At 63.4% G+C, this 18837-nt stretch carries 16 protein-coding genes and 1 pseudogene; 7 read left to right on the top strand and 10 right to left on the bottom strand.

All coding sequences use genetic code 11. The features are described from left to right. Positions 1 to 108 precede the first annotated feature (108 nt). From NKI49_RS31840 to NKI49_RS31830, 3 genes are all read right to left on the bottom strand, one after another. A complete protein-coding gene (locus NKI49_RS31840) occupies positions 109 to 2040 on the bottom strand; it encodes an acyltransferase family protein (RefSeq protein WP_352608030.1) in 1932 nt (643 codons plus the stop codon). A gap of 213 nt (positions 2041 to 2253) precedes the next feature. After that, positions 2254 to 3744, bottom strand: a complete 1491-nt coding sequence (locus tag NKI49_RS31835; protein ID WP_352608028.1) for a hypothetical protein — start codon at positions 3742 to 3744, stop codon at positions 2254 to 2256. A gap of 174 nt (positions 3745 to 3918) precedes the next feature. Then, positions 3919 to 4944 (bottom strand): glycosyltransferase family 2 protein, encoded by a 1026-nt coding sequence (locus NKI49_RS31830; RefSeq protein WP_352608025.1) that lies wholly within the window; start codon positions 4942 to 4944, stop codon positions 3919 to 3921. Positions 4945 to 5127: 183 nt separating this feature from the next. Here NKI49_RS31830 and NKI49_RS31825 point away from each other — a divergent pair, with 183 nt between their 5' ends. Next, a complete protein-coding gene (locus NKI49_RS31825; protein WP_027027632.1) occupies positions 5128 to 5391 on the top strand; it encodes a DUF6460 domain-containing protein in 264 nt (87 codons plus the stop codon). Between the two features lie 4 nt (positions 5392 to 5395). Here NKI49_RS31825 and NKI49_RS31820 read toward each other — a convergent pair whose 3' ends face one another. Continuing rightward, positions 5396 to 6292, bottom strand: coding sequence for a histone deacetylase family protein (locus tag NKI49_RS31820; protein ID WP_352695893.1), 897 nt, complete (start codon positions 6290 to 6292; stop codon positions 5396 to 5398). Positions 6293 to 6423: 131 nt separating this feature from the next. Between NKI49_RS31820 and NKI49_RS31815 the strand changes: the two genes are divergently transcribed. Then, a complete protein-coding gene (locus NKI49_RS31815) occupies positions 6424 to 7761 on the top strand; it encodes an MATE family efflux transporter (protein WP_352608034.1) in 1338 nt (445 codons plus the stop codon). Positions 7762 to 7962: 201 nt separating this feature from the next. Here the strand turns inward: NKI49_RS31815 and NKI49_RS31810 are convergent, their stop codons facing one another. The 3 genes from NKI49_RS31810 to NKI49_RS31800 all read right to left on the bottom strand — a co-directional run bounded on the left by NKI49_RS31810 (position 7963) and on the right by NKI49_RS31800 (position 10229). After that, positions 7963 to 8607: a hypothetical protein gene (locus NKI49_RS31810; RefSeq protein ID WP_352608020.1), complete on the bottom strand. Its 645-nt coding sequence runs from the start codon at positions 8605 to 8607 to the stop codon at positions 7963 to 7965. A 198-nt stretch (positions 8608 to 8805) separates the two neighbouring features. Beyond that, on the bottom strand, positions 8806 to 9882 hold the full coding sequence (locus tag NKI49_RS31805) for a quinone-dependent dihydroorotate dehydrogenase (protein ID WP_352608018.1): 1077 nt from the start codon (positions 9880 to 9882) through the stop codon (positions 8806 to 8808). After that, a complete protein-coding gene (locus NKI49_RS31800; protein WP_352608015.1) occupies positions 9879 to 10229 on the bottom strand; it encodes a DUF952 domain-containing protein in 351 nt (116 codons plus the stop codon). The genes NKI49_RS31805 and NKI49_RS31800 overlap by 4 nt, the downstream gene beginning before the upstream one ends. A 106-nt stretch (positions 10230 to 10335) precedes the next feature. On the opposite strand from NKI49_RS31800, the gene NKI49_RS31795 reads away from it, so the two are divergent. After that, a complete protein-coding gene (locus NKI49_RS31795; protein WP_352608013.1) occupies positions 10336 to 10770 on the top strand; it encodes a hypothetical protein in 435 nt (144 codons plus the stop codon). A 127-nt stretch (positions 10771 to 10897) separates the two neighbouring features. Continuing rightward, positions 10898 to 11557 (top strand): response regulator transcription factor, encoded by a 660-nt coding sequence (locus NKI49_RS31790; protein ID WP_352608011.1) that lies wholly within the window; start codon positions 10898 to 10900, stop codon positions 11555 to 11557. A gap of 52 nt (positions 11558 to 11609) precedes the next feature. On the opposite strand, the gene NKI49_RS31785 is transcribed toward NKI49_RS31790, so the two are convergent. Continuing rightward, the gene (locus NKI49_RS31785; RefSeq protein WP_352608009.1) at positions 11610 to 12266 is read right to left on the bottom strand and encodes an O-methyltransferase; all 657 of its coding nucleotides are present in this window, start codon (positions 12264 to 12266) and stop codon (positions 11610 to 11612) included. 93 nt (positions 12267 to 12359) lie between these two features. On the opposite strand from NKI49_RS31785, the gene NKI49_RS31780 reads away from it, so the two are divergent. Further along, positions 12360 to 12992, top strand: a complete 633-nt coding sequence (locus NKI49_RS31780) for a TetR/AcrR family transcriptional regulator (protein WP_352608032.1) — start codon at positions 12360 to 12362, stop codon at positions 12990 to 12992. 30 nt (positions 12993 to 13022) lie between these two features. On the opposite strand, the gene NKI49_RS31775 is transcribed toward NKI49_RS31780, so the two are convergent. Continuing rightward, positions 13023 to 16511 carry a PAS domain-containing hybrid sensor histidine kinase/response regulator gene (locus tag NKI49_RS31775; RefSeq protein ID WP_352608006.1) on the bottom strand — a complete coding sequence of 1163 codons (3489 nt, stop codon included), beginning with the start codon at positions 16509 to 16511 and terminating at the stop codon, positions 13023 to 13025. Between the two features lie 276 nt (positions 16512 to 16787). On the opposite strand from NKI49_RS31775, the gene mscL reads away from it, so the two are divergent. Next, positions 16788 to 17210, top strand: coding sequence for a large conductance mechanosensitive channel protein MscL (mscL, locus tag NKI49_RS31770; RefSeq protein ID WP_352608004.1), 423 nt, complete (start codon positions 16788 to 16790; stop codon positions 17208 to 17210). A gap of 105 nt (positions 17211 to 17315) precedes the next feature. Next, the gene (locus NKI49_RS31765; RefSeq protein WP_352608002.1) at positions 17316 to 18482 is read left to right on the top strand and encodes a pyridoxal phosphate-dependent aminotransferase; all 1167 of its coding nucleotides are present in this window, start codon (positions 17316 to 17318) and stop codon (positions 18480 to 18482) included. Positions 18483 to 18595: 113 nt separating this feature from the next. On the opposite strand, the pseudogene NKI49_RS31760 reads toward NKI49_RS31765, so the two are convergent. Beyond that, a pseudogene (locus NKI49_RS31760) lies at positions 18596 to 18837 on the bottom strand (5-aminolevulinate synthase); the annotation flags it as partial.

Below are 18837 nucleotides of genomic sequence, written 5' to 3'. Positions count from 1 at the left end.
AAAGGCAGCGTCAAGACAAAGCGCAAAGCCGCGGGGTGGGACCCAGACTTCCTGCTCCAGATCCTCCAACAAAAATGACCGTTAACCTCGATTCCCCGCCGTGGGTCTTCACAATGCAGGCTGTGGCGGCTCCCCGGATGCCGGCCCGGGATTGCTGCTTTGCTTGGCGATCTCGCTTCCGGCGGCAAAGCTTGGCCAGTACTTCGAGATGGCGAGCGTCGCGCCAGCGGAAGAGAAGTGGCCATAGTCGAAGTAGAGGAATTGCCTGGTGCCGGCATCGGCGTACGAACAGCCGGCTCCATCGCACAGATAGGCCAGCGGATCTATGAAGGTCGCTCCTTTGACGAACGGCAATACCCGCTTGTTGATGTCCGGATCCATGGCCATTGGCCAGGATGTGTTCACGGCATGCTGCCTTTTTGCGAAGAACGCGATCTTCTGGACGTCGGCGATGAATTCGGGAGACTGGCCGATGACATAGACCTTGACACCCATGTCGCGAAGCCGGTCGATCGTCTTCTGCAGGCCATCGAAGCCCCTGACCTCGTAGTCGGTCCACCGGCCGCTCAGGATCACCGCCTGGATGCCGGCATTGCGGATGATCGAAAGCGCCTGTTCGTTGAAACGCGTGCAGGCAGGCCGGGCATAGGAAAAATAGCTGAGGTTGGGCGGGCAGCCGGCATAGGTGTACTGGATGATATTGGCCTGGATTTTCTGGGCGTTCGCCTCCAGCCCCGAAACGTAATGGGCGGCGAAGGAATCGCCCCACAGCAGCACATTGCTGGCAAAGCCCCGCGTGCGCGTGCAGTCGGCGAGATTCCAGTCTTCGATCCGGTTCCCGCCCTCGTTGAAACAGATGCCGTTGCGCCAATCGCCCACCTGGATCCGTTCCATAGAGAAATCCGGGAAGCGTTGCGGAAAGCCATTGCCGAGCGCGCCGGCCAGACCGCCGACGCACAACAGGCTGATCGCTGTCGCCGAAAGGCCGAAGATAGGCAGCGGTGCGGTGAACGCCCGCTTCTGGCGAAAGGGCTGCTCGACATATTTCCAGGAGAATGTCGCGAGCGCGAAACTGGCCACCGTCATGGCGATGATGGTCGGCACGCCAATGGCTTTCAGCGACAGATAGTGGACGAACGAATTGATCGGCCAGTGAACGAGGTACAGGGAATAGGAGATGAGCCCGACCCAGACCAGAGGGGTCAACCGAAGCACGCGCGTGGCGAGAGTTGCCGGCCTGTCCGCATGATTCTGGCCGGCATAGATGAGCAGGGCCGTCCCGATGCAGGGGAACAGGGCGTTATAGCCCGGAAACGGGTCGCTCTCCGAAATCGTCACGAAGCCGAAGGCGATCAGGGCGAAGCCGGCAAGGCCGATCAGTTCCATCGCCGGCCGGCTGGCAAGCGCCGGGGGCTTCTTCAGCATCAGCATGGCGCCGAGCGCCAGTTCCCAGATGCGTGTCGGCAAGAGGTAGAAGCCAGCGGTCGGCGCCAGCGAGGTTGCCATGACCGCCAGGGCAAAGCTGCCGATGGCTATCGGCAGGAGGATCGTGAGCCAGCGCTTCGAGACATATCGGTAGATCAGGTACACGAGGATCGGCGCGAAGATGTAGTACTGCTCCTCGACCGAAAGCGACCACGTGTGCAGCAGTGGCCGCAACTCGGCGTCGATGGAGAAATAGTTCGTCGTCTTCCAGAAATAGATGTTGGACCAGAAGGTCGAGGCGGCGATCACGCTGAGGCTGAATTCGTGCAGGTCCGACGGCAGCAGGATGAACCAGGCCGCGATGCTCGCGAGCAGGATGACGAAGGTCAACGCTGGCAGGATGCGCCGTGCGCGGCGCCAGTAGAAGCGACCGATCGAGAACTGTCCCCGCTCAAGATCGTCGAGCAGGCTGCCGCTGATCAGATAGCCCGATATGACGAAGAAGATATCGACGCCGGTGAAGCCGCCTGGAATGCCGGACACGCCGAAATGGAAGAGTACGACGGGCAGCACCGCAACGGCCCGCAGGCCATCGATGTCGCGCCTGTAGTTCATTCGACCGGCCCGCACGCCGCCGCCCTTCGTGCGGCCGAGCCCGACACGCCGTTTTCGCGGCGATGCCCTCCGTCATACGAAAAGTCGTGGCGCGTCGATCTCACGGGCTACCCTCTGCGCACAACTTTGCTGCACTGCAATATCAGTGTCAAGGCACATGCGGGTTGTTCGAACGCAGGCGAAGCCGGTTTGTATGGCGCGGCAGATCAGGCGTCAGGCGCCGGGCAGGTAGATCACGGCATTGTCGTCCGCATAGGCCCGTTTCCAGCCCAACTCCGTAAAGAAGGGAATGCGGGTGTCGTTGGCCCCGAGAAGCGCCCAGCCTACGGCGTATTTCTTGAGCTGGGCTTCGAGCAGCGGTTTCCCGTCGCTGTGTCCCGTCGCGTCGTCGGCTTTCGTGAACCCGCCCAGGAACAACTGGTCCGTCCTTCCGTCGATATAGGTCTTGATTTCATGGAAGATCAGCGTGCCGCCGAAATTGTAGGAATTCAGCACGTTACCGGACAAATGGTGGTCCCGCGCGAATGCGAGCGCCCCGCTGGCGGACGTCTTCGCACTTGGCGCGATCTGGTAGGCGCTGCCGAAGATCGAGACCGCGCCGATCAGCAAGACAAGAACCGCGCCGCAAAGCGCATAAAACCGCTTGGCGAAGAATTTTTCCAAACCGTCGCGCCTTTGCGCCAGCCAGGTCGTGGCTGAAAGCGAAGGATATTGCTGTGCGACCTCGATCGCGATCACCAGGGGAACCAGCAGGAAGAACAGATACATGAACCGCTGGTGGCTGAGATAGACATGCAAGGTGAAGACGATGAACAGCGCCTTGGCCCAGCCGATCCGCAGCCGTGATGTCAATAGCGCGAAAAGCGCCAACAGCATCACGGCTTCCTTGAACAGCTCTTCCTGAGCGTTGAAGGGCCGCCACTCCAGGATGAGAGGCACCGCCTCGTTGCCATAGGCGACGGTGAGCGTGGCCAGGATGGCCTTCACGCCATAAGGATGGATCAGGCTGACCAATGGGCACAGCAAGCCGAATGCAATCCATTTAGCCAGAAGTGCGGGTTTCGACAGGCCCGAACGCGCCAGAAGATCCAGCCCGGCGAAGCCGGCGATGACGAAGCTCAAGGTGAACGTGGCATGCAGGTTCGCCCACAACACCACAAGCGCAAGCAGCCACAGGGGCGGCGGTCTTTCGTCCCGCGCCGCGCGAAACAGCATTGCCGTCCAGATGACGATGATCGGCAGAGTGAAGACGTGAGGGCGCGCCGTATAGATCGGGGCGACCAGGAAAGCCGCGACGAAAGCCAGCAGGATCGCCAGTACGGGCTTCAACCATGCGCTTAGGAACCATGCCGTCAGGAAGACCGTCAGGCCGACCGTGGCGATGATCAGTGCGGCGACGCCATTCCAGCCGCCGGCGCTGTAGGCAAGGGCCAGAAGCACCTGCCCCAGCCATTCCTTGGCGATCCAGGGCTGGCCGGCGAACGTATAGGAATAGGGGTCGACGGTCGGAAATGTGCGGTTTGCCAGGAAATCCAGCCCGGCCTTCACTTGCCACCAACTGTCGGGGTCCAGAAGGAGGGCGCTGGCATGCGACGCCAGCACATATGCCACGGCGCAAGCGCAGAAAAGGCAGAATATCAGCCTGCTGCGCTGCGCATCCTCGAGCGACGGGTTGGCCATCGCGATTGCCGCGGCCTGGTTCATCTCGCTTCCGGCCGCTTTGCATTCATTCCGGTCGGCGATCGGCGATCGTCGGTGCCGCCGACGAACACGAAAAGGACCGAGCCCAGCGCCGTGTTGAGAAGCCCGACGGCGCCAAGTCCCGGCAAATCGGACAAAGGGCCGACGCGCCGAGGCCATTCCCGTTGCGCCCGCGCCTCAGCCACGGACGGCTCTTTTCGCCATTTCCTGCAGGCGGTGGACGGGCAGGTCGCTGTTTTCGACCATAGGGCTGCGCGAAACGATCTCATTGACGAAATAGAGCGGCCGCCGCTTGGTTTCCATGTACATGCGGCCGAGATATTCGCCGAAGATGCCAAGCACCAGAAGCTGGACGCTGCCCAGGATAAGCATGATCGCTGCAAGGCTCGTCCAGCCGGGGAGCACGTTGCCGATGGACCATTCGAACAGCGTGTAGCCAAGCACGACCAGCCCGAGCAGGCCGAACATCATTCCCAGCAGCGAGGCGAACCGCAACGGCACGATGGAAAAGCTGGTCATCGCGTCGACCGCCAGGAGAACCATCTTCTTCAGCGGGTAGTGGGTAATGCCGGCAAAGCGCCGGTGCCGTTCATACGAGAAGGCGACCTGCTTCAGCCCGATCCAGCTCACCATGCCGCGAATGAACCTGTAGCGTTCGGGCATCGCGTTCAGATGGTCCAGCGCGCGGCGGCTCATCAGCCGGAAATCCCCGGAATCCGGTGCGATCTCGACATCGACCATCCGGCCTAGCAGGCGATAGAACATCGAGGCGGAAGCCAGCTTGAACCAGCTTTCGCCGTCGCGCTTCACCCTTTGGCCATAGACCACGTCGAAGCCTTCATCCATCTTCGCCAGCATCGCGCCGAGCAGTTCCGGCGGATCCTGAAGGTCTGCGTCGAGGATGAGAATGCGCTGGCCGCGGCAGAACTCCAGCCCGGCGCTCAACGCGATCTGGTGGCCGTAGTTACGGGCAAGATCGATGGCGACGACATGGTCGTCCTTTTCAGCGAGTTCGAAAATGGCTTCGCGGGTGCCGTCGGTCGCCCCGTCGATGACAAGCACGATCTCGTAGGAAGGACTTTGTTCAAGGCATGCGGCCGTGACGCGTCGATGGAGCTCGGCCACGCCGTCGCGCTCATTGTAGCACGGCACGACAACCGACAGCATGACCGCGCGGTGCGCGCCGATTTTTTCCGTTGCCACCAAAAGCCTGGCTCCCGCTCCTTGCAAGGCAATAGCTGCAATTGGTTAGAAAACAGATAAGCCGGCCGGATCGCCGCGCCGTTGCCATCGCGCATAGATCGCGCCTGGCTTGATGGATGGCCGCCAAGCACGTATTCCTGAGTAGGCGCCCCTGAGTCTGGGCGTCCAATCCGGAGGCAGGCCTTGTCCGCACTGACGCGCTTTCTCGGCGACACGCCGTTCAGGGTGATCCTGAAGCTGCTTGTGGTGTCGTTCCTCGTCGGCCTCGTCATGAATGCCTTCGGCTGGTCGCCGGTCGACGTGCTCTATGGCATCCAGAAAATCTTCCGCGACCTCTGGAACCTCGGCTTCAACGCGGTCTATCGTTTTCTCGGCTATATCCTGCTCGGTGCCGCGATCGTCATTCCGGCCTTCATTCTGCTCAGGATCGCCAATTACCGGAAGTGAGCCGTTAGGCGTAGCCCGAGGCGGCCTCGAACAGGATGGCGTGGCGAGCGGCAAGTGCCCGGACATCGGTCGAATAGCCGCCGCCGATGACGCCGCAAACGGGAATGCCGAGCGCGCGAAAATGACCGATGACCGTTTCGTCGCGGGCACGCAGCCCGTCATTGGAAAGCGACAGTCTGCCAAGCCGGTCCTGCGCATGGACGTCGACGCCGGCATTGTAAAAGACGATGTCCCAGTGCGCCCTGGCCGACAGCTCCGGCAGGATGGCGGCGAGCCGTTCGATATAGGCAGCGTCGCCCGTGCCGTCGGGCAGCGCGATGTCGAGGTCGGAGGCGATCTTGCGCGCGGGGTAGTTGCGGTCGCCATGCATGGAAAAGGTGAACACGCGCGGATCGTCAGCGAGAATGTCCGCCGTGCCGTCGCCCTGATGCACGTCGAGATCGACGACCAGGATGTTTTGCGCGGCACCCTCGGCCAGCAGCACCAGCGAGGCGACGGCGACGTCGTTGAAGGTGCAGAAGCCCGCACCTTGCGCGCGCCGCGCATGATGGCTGCCGCCGGCGGTATTGCAGGCAATGCCATGGCCTAGGGCGAGCCGCGCCGCCAGCACGGTGCCGCCGGTGGCAAGCTGCGCGCGCAGCGAGACGCGCGGGCCGACCGGAAAGCCGATCTCGCGCTCGATTTTCTCAGGCACGGCGCACGTGACGACCTGGTCGACATAGTCGCTCCCATGGGCAAGCTTCAGCCATGACGCAAGCGCCCGTTCCGCGATGTTGAGCGCGCCGGCCAGGCCGCGTGCGCGCAAGGCTTCCATCAGCAGTGGATACTTGCTCATTGGAAAGCGGTGGTTGACGGCGAAGCCGGCATCGTAGTCGGGGTGATGAACGATCTGCAAAGGCATGAACCGGATCCGGTGGGTTCGCGCCAGACCGGGATTTCGGTTGGCCGTCGCGGCAAGAGTGGTTGCGCGGTGGCCGGAAAATGGGGCACATCGGACGCTCGATCAAGCCGCAATCGCAAGGCCGCAATCCTTTGGACAATGGTGCAATCCCGGCCCACGTCAGGCCCTTTGCCGTAACCAACCGCTCGGTGCTCGCCATCGCGGTGCCGATGACGCTCGCCTATCTGACGACGCCGATGCTCGGCCTTGTCGACACGGCTGTCGTCGGCCAGTTCGGCGACGCCGCCTTGCTCGGCGGCCTGGCGGCCGGCGCGCTGGTCTTCGACGTCGTCTTCACCACCTTCAATTTCCTGCGCTCCGGCACCACCGGTCTCGTCGCCCAGGCTTTCGGGCGCGGCGATGCGCTGGAGGAACAGGCGGTGTTCTGGCGCGCCGTGCTGATCGCGGTCGTCGCCGGCGTCGTGCTGGCGGCTCTTTCGCCGGCGATCGCCGTCGGCGGCCAGTGGTTCATGGATGCCGGACCGCGCGTCAGCGAGGCGATGGGCGTCTATATCCGCATCAGATTGCTCGCCGCACCGTTCTCGCTGATCAACTACGCCATTCTCGGCTATGTCCTCGGCCGAGGCGAGGGCGGGCTCGGGCTGATGCTGCAGCTCGTACTGAACGGCATCAACATCGCGCTCTGCATCCTGCTTGGCCTGGAACTTGGCTGGGGCGTCGCCGGCGTCGCCTGGGCGACGGTCACCGGCGAATTCCTTGCCATGCTGCTCGGCCTCGCCATCGTCATCAGGCGGTTCCGGGCGACACCGCCCTTGCCGCGCCATCGCCTGCTCGACATGACCGCCTTCCTGCACATGCTGTCGCTCAACCGCGACATCATGATCCGCTCGTTCTCGCTGCTCGCCGCCTTCGCGCTGTTCACCCGACAGGGCGCGCAGTTCGGCACGGTGACGCTGGCCGCCAATGCCGTGCTGATGAACTTCTTCCTCGTCGCCGGCTATTTCCTCGACGGTTTCGCCACAGCCGCCGAACAGCTGGCCGGCCGCGCCGTCGGCGCGCGTGCCGCCGCGCCGTTCCGGCGGGCGGTGCGGCTGACCTTGTTCTGGGGCTTCGGGTTGGCCGGGGCCGCAACCCTGGTGCTGCTCTCGGCCGGCGCCGATCTGGTCGCGGTCGTCACGACATCGCAGGAGGTCCGCTCGGTGGCCGACATCTACCTGCCCTGGGCGGCGTTCACAGCGCTGAGCGGCGTGCTGGCGTTTCAGATGGATGGCGTCTTCATCGGCGCGACGTGGTCACGCGACATGCGCAACATGATGCTGCTGTCGTTCCTGGTCTTCGCCGCCGCGCTGCTGACGCTGGCACCCGCCTTCGGCAATCATGGCTTGTGGGCGGCGCTGCATATCTTCCTGCTGGCGCGCGGCTTCAGTCTGCTCGCCATTTTGCGGCTGCGGGTGCGCACGGCATTTTAGGGATCATTTCCGCAAAGGTGGTGGTTAGCTGTTCTTTCGAGGTGATTTGACAAAATCTTCAGTCGACAGACCGCCTGCCAAGGAGCGTTCAGGCGTCAGCCAGCGCAGTTCCAGGAAAAGTGTGAAGCAGTTTCCCGTCCGGAATTGCGCCGAAGCAAAGAGATAGAGCGGCTCGTCGTTTCCATGAAACGATGAACCGTTCTAGAAGCGATAACGGACTCCAACAGTATTCGCGTTGGAACCCTCTCCCATGTTTCCAAACGTTCCACCGGCGCCGGATCTGTGGTGGAGTTGATAGACAAGCTCGACGTTGGGAGCTTGCCTTAGCCTGAAAGAAAGCTCCGCGCCGATGAAGCCAAGGAACGATGCGTCGCCGTCGTAATAGATTTCGCGTTCGCGTTCGATCTTGGTGGTGCCCGTAACGGCACTCAGACCGGCCGTCAGTGCGGGCGCAATCGCCAGATCGCCGATGACAAGGCCTTGGTGACGAACCCTAACCCCGGCCCAAACTTCTCCTGACGTGTCGTCGTCCTCGCCAAACCTTACGGCGGCCCCGGTCACACCGCCAAGAACGAAACCGGCGCCAATATCGGCGAAGTCGCGGCCGTAAGCAGCTCCGATTATGTAATTGTTGGTATAGTCGGCACCGAAGACGTTGATGGTATTCCCGAAGGACCCGGTCGCAAAGACGCCACCAAAGACATAGACGTCGTTCTTCGTCCGTTGACCGGCAGCGAAAGGATCGTCGGTTGCAAAATAGATGAAGGGAGAACTGTTGTCGGCGAGGGCGCAAGTGACGGAACCGGTTAGGATCAGTGCAGCCAAAGCCGCTTGCACCCCGCGCATGCACAAGCTCCGAATCAATCGTCAATCGATCATCTTTCTTCCGGTATTTCACGGGAAGAAGCAAGTTCCCTGCTTCAGGAATGGAAGAGGCTCTATTCCATTGCTTGACCAAGGTCTCTTTCCGAACTGCGGGTCAGCGCAGCAAATCGGATTCCACTTTGCCAACGCTACCTACTCCACGCCTATAGTCCAGAGCAGTTAGAGCGGCTTTGACGCCCAGGAATCGAGGCGGCTGTCGCGCAACTCGCGAATGGACTTGAGGTTTTCTCTCTCGGCAAAGCGAGCCATGCCGGAAACGATGCGGCCTGGCAGCGCGGGCCCGGCATAGATCATGCTGGTGTAGAGCTGGACGAGGTCGGCGCCGGCACGGATCTTCTCCAGCGCCGCATCGGTGGAATCGACGCCGCCGACGCCGATGATGGCCATCTCGGGACCGAGCAGCTTGCGCATCCTGGCCAGCACGATGGTCGAGCGTTCGAACAGCGGCCTGCCAGAAAGCCCGCCGGTCTCGCGTACAGCTTCGCCGCTGCGCAGCGCTGGCCGGGAGATGGTGGTGTTGGACACGATGACGCCGTCGACCCGCTTCTCGATGACCTCGGTGGCGATGTCCTCCAGTTCGGCTTCGACCAGATCCGGTGCGATCTTGAGGAAGATTGGCGGCTGCGCCGTGGCCGCGGCACGCGCCGCCATGACCCGCGACAACAATTCGCCGAGATGCTCGCGTGCCTGCATGGTGCGCAGGCCCGGCGTGTTGGGCGAGGAGATGTTGACCGTCAAATAGCTCGCATGGGGCGCAAACCTGATGACCCCGCGCTCATAGTCCCCGACGCGGTCGTCACTGTCCTTGTTGGCCCCGATGTTGACGCCGACGATGCCGGGACGCCCCTTGCGCGCGGCAAGGCGTCTTTCGGCGGCCGCATGGCCTTCATTGTTGAAGCCCAGCCGGTTGATCACCGCTTCATCCGCCGTCAGCCGGAAGATGCGCGGCTTCGGATTGCCGGCCTGTGGCAGCGGCGTGACCGTGCCGACCTCGGCGAAACCGAAGCCGAGCCCAAGCAGCGCGTCGGGCACCTCGGCGTTCTTGTCGTAGCCGGCCGCCATGCCGAGCGGATTGGGGAAATCGAGGCCGCAAAGGCTGACTTTCAGCCTGGTATCGCGCACCGTCCGTGCGCCGACCGGCAGGCCGCAGCGCAGCGCCGCGATCGACAGGCCATGCGCGGTTTCCGGGTCGAACGTGAACAGCAGCTTCTGGCCAATCCGGTCGAGCACGCTCATTCGGCCTCCAGTGCCGGGAATTGGTGCGAGCCGTCGGCGCCGAGCGGCAGCGGCCGGACCCACTTGACGGCTTTCAGGTCCAGCACGCCGTAAAGATGCGGAAACAGCGCGCCGCCACGCGAGACCTCGTATTTCAGGCCGTCGCCCAGGCACGTCCCATCGATGGCGACCAGCAGAAGGTCCGTCTGGCCGGCAAAGTGTTTCGCCGCCGTTTCCCTGACCTGCGCCGCCGTGGAGAAATGGATGAAACCGTCGGCGACGTCGATCGGCGCGCCGGTGAAACGGCCATTCGTTTCGGCCTCGCGCCAGGCTGCTTCCGGGGTTATCTTGTAGATAATCTGAGACATGGTTGCGCTATAGTCCGAACCAGCCGCGCGGGAAAGGTCACGCCAAGGGTCTTCCCCATTTCCGGCGCAAACATGCGATAAATCCGCTTTGGCCATGGAGGACAACATGCGTCTGCAGCATATCTTGATCCCCGCCGCACTCGTTTCGCTGGTCGCGGCTTCAGCTTTTTCGGAAGAAACCGACCGCTACCGCCTTGAAAAGTCGGCCAGCGGCTACATCCGCATGGATACGCAGACCGGCGCGATGTCGATCTGCGAGGAACGCTCGGGCCAGCTTGTCTGCAAGATGGCCGCCGACGAACGCGCCGCCTTCCAGGACGAAGTCGACCGCCTCCAGACCTCGATGAGGGCGATGGACGAGCGCGTCACCAAGCTCGAAAATTCGCTCTCCGCCCGGCTCGAGTCGCAACTGCCGAGCGAGGAGGATTTCAACAAGACGATGAGCTACATGGAGCGCTTTCTGCGCGGCTTCATGGGTATCGTCAAGGATATGGACAAGGACAATGGCGGCGGCGCCCAGCCCAACTCGCAGAAGACCTGAGCGTCCAAAATAGGGAAAACGCCGCGCGCTGGCTTTGCCGCTTGAAAACAGCGCGTGGCCCCTCATAATCGTCCAACTGATCCCGCAAAAAACTGAAAAATCATCGATGGGATTCGGGGAGGGACATTTGCCGTCAGGCTATTCTTTCGTCATCGCCGACGATCACCCGCTGTTTCGCGGTGCGCTGCGCGAAGCGCTCGCCGGCATCGGCAACGTCGCCGCCATCCACGAGGCCGGCGATTTCGAGAGCGCCAAGGCGCTGCTCGTGGCCAACGAGGATGTCGACCTGGTGATGCTCGATCTGTCGATGCCGGGCGCCAGCGGCCTCTCCGGCTTGATCTCGCTGCGCGGCATCCATCCGGCGGTGCCGTTGGTCGTGGTGTCGGCGCATGACGACCCGGCGACGATCAGGCGCGCGCTCGACCTCGGCGCATCCGGCTTCATTTCCAAGTCGGCCAGCATGGAAGAGATCCGCGCCGCCGTGCAGTCGGTGCTGGCCGGTGACATCGCCGCACCCGTCGGCGTCGATCTCGGCGTCGAGCGCGATCCCGAAATATCGGACCTGATCAAACGATTGCAGGCGCTGACGCCGCAGCAGACCCGCGTCCTCGGCATGCTGGCCGAAGGCCTGCTCAACAAGCAGATCGCTTATGAACTCGGCGTGTCGGAAGCCACAATCAAGGCGCATGTCTCCGCCATTCTGCAGAAGCTCGGCGTCGACAGCCGCACCCAGGCGGTGATCCTGCTGTCCAAGATCGGCAGCGATCCGCTGCAGCCGGCGAGCTAGCGCCGGGCCGCTGGAACTGGTTCCGTTCGCGCGGGCAGGCTGGCCGCCGCCTTCAGCCTAGCCGCATCGACAGTTCGACGTCCTCGCCGAAAGGCGTGGACATGTAGCCGCCCGTGGGCGAGCGCACGCGCTCCAGATATTCGGGACAGAAATCGGCGTTGTCGGCGATGACCAGCGCACCTGGCCTCAGGCGGCTCTCGACCAGGCTCAGGATCTCCGGGTAGATCGCCTTGGCGCCATCGAGCAGCAGCAGGTCGATCGTTTCGGGCAGGTCGGCGGCAAGGGTCTCGAGCGCGTCTCCCTCGCGGATCTCCACCAGGTCGATGAGGCCGCCCTCGGTCAAATTGGTCTTGGCCCGCATCACCTTGGACGGCTCGAACTCGGTGGTGATCAGGCGACCTCCGCCATTGTCCCTGAGCGCCGCGGCAAGATAGAGGCTCGAGATGCCGAACGAAGTTCCGAATTCGATGATCACGCGCGCGCCGCTGCTTCGCGCCAGCATGTAGAGCAACGTGCCCGTCTCCGGGGAAACGGCAAGCCAGAGATCCTTCAGCCGTCCGTAGAGATCAACATATTCGGTCTTGCTCTCGAGCAGGCGTGTCCGCTCTTCGCGCGACAACTCGGCCGTTGCCGGGCTGGTCGCCGCGTCGGCCTCTTCGAACAGGCGGGCGAGCAGAGGCCCGAGAGGGCTGTTGGTCAGGGTGTTCATGACAGTCTCCGGTCAAAAATGAGCGCGTTCTTGCGTCGAACTCAAAATACGAATAAACCTTCAGGTTTCCAATTCGCATTGCCGAACCGAGATATGACCGAACGCCCAAGCCCTTCGATTTCCTCGCGAAAACAGCCCAAGCAAGCACGTGCGACGGAGCTCGTCGCCGCGATCCTGGAGGCTGCTGTTCAGGTTTTGGCGAGCGAAGGCGCGCAGCGTTTCACCACCACGCGCGTGGCCGAGAAGGCCGGCGTCAGTGTCGGGTCACTCTATCAGTATTTCCCGAACAAGGCGGCCTTGTTGTTCCGGCTTCAGAGCGACGAATGGCGGCAGACCACCGATCTGCTGCGCGACATCCTTCAGGAGAGCCGGAAGCCGCCGCTCGAACGGCTGCGTATCCTGGTCTACGCTTTCGTCCGCTCGGAATGCGAAGAGGCCGCGGTGCGCGTCGCGCTCAACGACGCCGCTCCCCTCTATCGCCACGCGCCGGAGGCGCACGAGGTCCGGGCCTCCGGAGAACGCACCGTCCAGACCTTCATGCAGGAGGCGCTGCCCGAGGCCTCTGAAGCGGTCCGTGCCTTGGCCGGCGACCTGGTCACCACCACGCTCGGCGCGGTGGGAAAGCAGTTCTCCGAAACCCCTCGAACGTCTGCCGAGATCGAAGCCTACGCCGACGCCATGGCCGATATGTTCTGCGCCTATCTCAAAAGCCTCCAACATGGCTGATGCAGGCCAGAGGGGGCAAACGCCCTGAAATCATTCGGCCGCCGGCGCCAGTGGCCTGACCCTTGCCATCATCGAGCGCAGCACCGCGGGCTTCAGCGGCTTGTTGATCACCGGAATTTCCAGCCTGCCGGCGGCGGTGCGCACCTCGTTGGAGCGGTCGGCGGTGACCAGCACGGCCGGCAGGTCCTCGCCATGGACCGCGCGCAGCCTGACGATGATGTCGAGGCCGGTTTCGCCGACAAGATGGTAGTCGGCAAGGACGATGTCGGGGCGGCCGCTTGCTGCGCTCTGCAGATCCCGTGAGCCGGACACCGTGTCGACGCTGCATCCCCAGCCTTCGAGCAACAGCCGCATGCCTTCCAGGATGTGGGCGTCGTTGTCGATGCACAAAACGCGCAGCCCGGCCAGCGAAGCCGTGGCACGGGCAGGGGGCCTGGTTTCGATCTCGCGTCGTCTCTCCTGCACCGCCGCGACAGGCAGGATGACGGAGAAGCGCGTGCCCTTGCCCGGATTGGAAAAGATCCGGATCTCCAGGCGCAACACCCGAGCGATGCGGTCGACGATGGACAGGCCGAGGCCGAGGCCCTCGGCCTCGCGCGCGCCTTCGTCCAGCCGGGTGAATTCATGGAAGACGGTGTTCAGCTTGTCGCCGGCGATGCCGATGCCGGTGTCGATCACCTGGATTTCGGCCAGCTCGCCGCGCCGCCGCACGCCGACCAGGATGCGGCCCTGGCGCGTGTATTTGATGGCATTGGAGACGAGGTTCTGGATCAGGCGGCGCAACAAATTGCGGTCCGTCATCACCGTCAGCGACGACGGCATGATCGTCAGGCCGAGCTTCTTTTCGGCGGCCAGCGGACGGAAATCGTTGCCGATCTGGCGTAGCAACCCGTCGAGGTTGAAAGCGGTGTCGTCGGGCTTCATCGCGCCGGCATCCAGCCGGGAGATGTCGAGCACGGCGCCGAGAATGGTCTCGACCGATTCCAGCGAGGATTCGATGTTGACCGCCGCCTTGCCGGCCGGTCCCTTGCCGGCCTTTTCGATCAGCGACGAGCAATAGAGGCGGGCGGCGTTCAAGGGCTGGAGGATGTCGTGGCCGGCGGCGGCGAGGAAGCGCGTCTTACCGAGATTGGCCTCCTCCGCCAACATCTGCGCCTGTGCCAGCTCCTCATTGACGCGGGTCAGTTCTATCGTGCGGGTCTTGACTCGTTGTTCCAGCGATTCATTGGCACGCTTCAGCGCCAGATCCTGCTCGACGCGCCCGGAAATGTCGGCATAGGTGGCGACGATGCCGCCGTCCGGCATCGGGTTTGAGCGCAGCTCCAGGATGCGGCCGCTGGTCTTCAGCTCCATCTGCCACGGGCTGACGAAACTGGTCAGCCGGTTGAGCATCGTCACGCGCTGATCGGCGGGGATGTCGCCGCGCTCGGCGAGATGGCGCAGAATCTGGTCTAACGAGACGCCGACCTGGCCCATCTCGTCGGGCAGGTCGAATAGCGTCCGGTACTGGCGGTTCCAGCAGATCAGGCGGAAATCGCGGTCGAAGACGGTGATCCCTTGCTCCATCTGGTCGAGCGCGATCTGCAGGAGGTCGCGGTTGTGCTGCAGCGCCTCGGTGGCGTCGTCGAGCAAGCGGAAGGCGTCCCGGGATTCGCGGTCGTGGCGCCGGAACAGCAGCGACAGGATCAGCCGCGCCGACGAAGATCCGACGGCGCTCGCCAGCAACTGCTCGGAAAAGCGGATGACGTCCATGCTCGCCTGTTCGTTGCCGTGTAGCGAAATGCCATTGGTCTTTTCGAACGACTGGAACGAGCGCTCGGTGCGCTCGACGCCGAGATAGCGCGCGATCGTGTCCTTGAGGTCGTTGACGGTAATGGCGGTGCGGAAGCGGCGCAGGCTGGGCATCGGGCCGGCCTCGCGCGGCACGAAGATCGCCGCCTGGATGCGTTCCAGCGGCACCGAGGCGCGGGAGAGCGAGCCCAGGACGAAGAACACGGCGTTGATCGACAAGCTCCACAAGACGCCGTGGTTCAGCGGTTCGGCCACCGTGCCGAACAATGCCTGCGGACGCAGCGCCTCGAAACCGAACAGGCCGTACACGATGATGTCGGTGTCGGTCGCGACAAGCGAGGGCAACAGCAGCGTGTAGCCCCAGATGAGAATCCCGGCGACCATGCCGAGCGCGGCGCCCCGCCCATTGGCGCCGCGCCAGATCAGGCCGCCGATCAGCGCCGGCGCGAACTGGGCGATCGCCGCGAAGGACATCAGGCCGATCGACGACAGGCGCGCGCTGTTGGTGCTCTCGCGGTAGTAGAGGAAGGCGATGAACAGCAGGATGAAGATCGCCCCGCGCCGCACATTGAGGATGAGCGTCGACCAGTCTTCGTTCTCGGACGTCGAGGTCTTGAGCAGGCGGCGCACGAACAGCGGAATGACGAGGTCGTTGGAGATCATGATCGACAGCGCCACGCTTTCGACGATGACCATGGCTGTCGCCGCCGACAGGCCGCCGATGAAGGCCGCCATCGCCAGCAGGTCATGGCCGCTGAACAGGGGCAGCGACAGCACGTAGAGATCGCTGCTGGTCCCGGTGCCGACCAGCGACAGGCCGGCGAACGCGATCGGCAGCACGAACAAATTGATCGCCACGAGATAGAGCGGAAACACCCATGTGGCGGTGCGCAACTCGGCTTCGCCGCGGTTCTCGACGATGGTGACGTAGAACTGGCGCGGCAGCATGATGATGGCGAAGCCGCTCAAGCCGGTCAGCACCAGCCAGGTGGCGAGCGAGGTGTTGTAGCCCATCGCCTGACGCACCTGCGCATTCTGTGCCAGCTTCGCGAACATGTCGCCCGGGCCGCCGAAGATCAGGAAGATGACCATCAGGCCGATCGCCAGGAAAGCGGCGAGCTTGACCACGGTTTCGACCGCCACCGCCAGCACCAGCCCGTCCTGGTGCTCCGTCGCGTCGGCATGGCGGGTGCCGAACAGCACCGCGAACAGCGCCAGGAGCATGGCGACGACCAGCGAGATGTCGCTGACGAACGGATCGAAGGAAGGCGGCGAACCGGTATAATGCTCGACCATCAGGCTGACCGAACCCGAGATCGCCTTCAGCTGCAGCGCGATATAGGGAATCGCGCCGATGGTGGCGATCAGCGTGGCGATCGCCGCGACTGTAAAGCTTTTGCCGTAGCGCGCGCCGAGGAAGTCGGCGATCGAGGTGATCTTCTCGGTCTTGGCCAGCCGCACGATGCGGTTGAGCAAGGGAAAACCGAACACGAACACCAGCACCGGGCCGGTATAGATGCCGAGGAATTCGAGGCCGCGTTCGGAGGAGAGGCCGACCGAGCCGAAGAAGGTCCAAGAGGTGCAGTAAATGGCAAGGCTGAGCGCGTAGATGAAGGGCCGCGCCCGGCTGGACCCGGATTTGGCCGAGCGCCGGTCGCCCAGGCTGGCGATGGCGAACAGCAGCGTCACATAGGCGATCGCGATGATGACGATGAACAAGCCCTGCACGCCTGGAATTTCCTCCTTTGCCGTGTTTCACCCGGCTTGCCCGGACGCAACCACAGCTTGGCGTCCGAGTCCATCGCGGCTTTGGCAGCATGGTCGCGGCCGCGGGAGCGAGACGGCACGATCAAGGCGCGCCCAAGGTACTGCCAGGGAAGGGGAAAGCTGTTGCCTTCCCGCTTTTTGCCGATGTTGCAACCTCAGGTTTTTGTTATGGTGCCCTGGGCCGATGCCGTGGGGATGGGACGGCAGGGCGGCCGCTCATGGATAAGGAGGGTCGGAATGCTGAAAGAATTCCAGGAGTTCATCTCCAAGGGCAACGTGATGGACTTGGCCGTCGGCGTCATCATCGGCGCTGCCTTCGGCAAGATCGTCGATTCGCTGGTCAACGACATCATCATGCCCATCATCGGTGCGATTTTCGGTGGGTTGGACTTCAACAACTATTTCTTTGGATTGTCCTCGAACGTCCATTCGGCCGCGCTGGCCGACGCCAAGAAAGAGGGCGCCGTTTTCGCCTATGGCAGCTTCATCACCGTAGTGCTGAATTTCATCATCCTCGCCTTCATCATCTTCCTCATGGTCAAGGCCGTGAACAATCTGCGCAAGCGGCTCGAGGCCGAGAAGCCGGCACCAGCCGCCGCGCCACCGCCCGCCGACGTCGCGCTGCTCACCGAAATCCGCGATCTTCTCGCCAGGCGTTAACCCGGGCCGCATTGCTGGACCAAAACCCCGGTCGTTCGCGGCCGGGGTTTTCTGTTTCCGTATCTGCTAAGGAGCGCCGACCAACGCCAGACAACGGACCCACCCATGACCCTGATCGACAGCTTGCGTGCCGAAGCCCGCGCCGCGCCCGAAAGCGGCATTGTCGCCGTCGTCAATTACGGCCGCCTGCGCGAGGGCATGATCCCGCTCTGGGCCGGTGAGGGCGATCTGCCGACGCCCGCCTTCATCACCGATGCCGCGTCAAAGGCGCTGGCCGGCGGCGAGACGTTCTACACCTGGCAACGGGGCATCCCCGATCTAAGGCAGGCGCTGTCCCGCTATTATGCCAGGCATTTCGGCAAGACTTTCCCGGAGGAGCAATTCATCGTCACCGGCTCCGGCATGCATGCCATCCAGCTGGCGCTGGACGCGCTCGCCGGCGCCGGCGACGAGGTCGTTTACCTGTCGCCGGCCTGGCCGAATTTCGATGCTGCCGCCGCCATATCGGGAGCCGTGCCGGTAGCGGTCACGCTCGATCACTCCGGCAATGGCTGGTCCTGCGACGTCGAGAAGATCGCGGCGGCGATCACGCCGCGCACCAAGGCGTTGTTCATCAACACGCCGTCGAACCCGACCGGCTGGACCGCCGATCATGAAACCTTGCAAGCGATCCTTGATCTCGCGCGTGCCAGGAAACTGTGGATCATCGCCGACGAGATCTATTCGCTGTTCCACTACGGCCACGGCCGCGCGCCGTCCTTCCTCGACATCGCGACGGCCGAAGACCGTATCCTGTTCGTCAACAGTTTTTCCAAGAACTGGGCGATGACCGGCTGGCGCGTCGGCTGGATCAAGACGCATCCGAGCTTGCAGCAAGTGTTCGAGAACCTGATCCAGTATTCGAATTCCGGCGTCGCACAGTTCATGCAGCGTGGCGCGGTCGCGGCTCTTGACGGGGGCGACGCCTTCGTCGCCGAGCAGGTGGAACGGGCGCGGAAAGCGCGCGACCTGGTCTGCGGCATTCTGGGCGCCACTGGGCGCGCGCGATTCACCGTGCCGCAGGGCGCCTTCTACCTGTTCTTCACCGTCGACGGCATCGCCGATTCCCGTGCCGCCGCCTTCGAAATCGTCGACAAGGCCAATGTCGGCCTGGCCCCCGGCACCGCTTTCGGCCCCGGCGGCGAAGCCTTCCTCAGGCTGTGCTTCCACCGCCGCCTCGACCAGATCGAGGAAGCGGCGCACCGGCTGGCGAAGTGGATGGAAGCGGTTTGAGAAGCAGGCCGGGCTGGATGCGCGGTCAACTGGCTTCTACGTTGCGTTCCTCGGCCATAGCGTCGCGGCGTTGGAGGTAGGCCTGCTCGACCGACCGCCTGCTGCGGAGCGGGCTATCCCCCCGACTTGGGCACCAGCAGCGGAATGACGCGGTCGCTCTTGGCCACGGAGGGCCGGCCGGCCGAACCGTAGGGAATGCCGAGCGCATCCCAGGTCTCGACCAGCGCGTCCTGCAACTCGGCGATCAGCGCGTCGGAATGGAACGGCGTCGGCGTGATGCGCAGCCGTTCGGTGCCGCGCGGCACGGTCGGATAGTTGATCGGCTGGATGTAGAGCCCGTGCACGCCGAGCAGGC

Source organism: Mesorhizobium sp. M0587 (assembly GCF_040320945.1).
Lineage (GTDB): Bacteria > Pseudomonadota > Alphaproteobacteria > Rhizobiales > Rhizobiaceae > Mesorhizobium.
The sequence above is the reverse complement of the archived record's forward strand: the minus strand, read 5'-3'. Positions and strand labels throughout refer to the sequence as shown.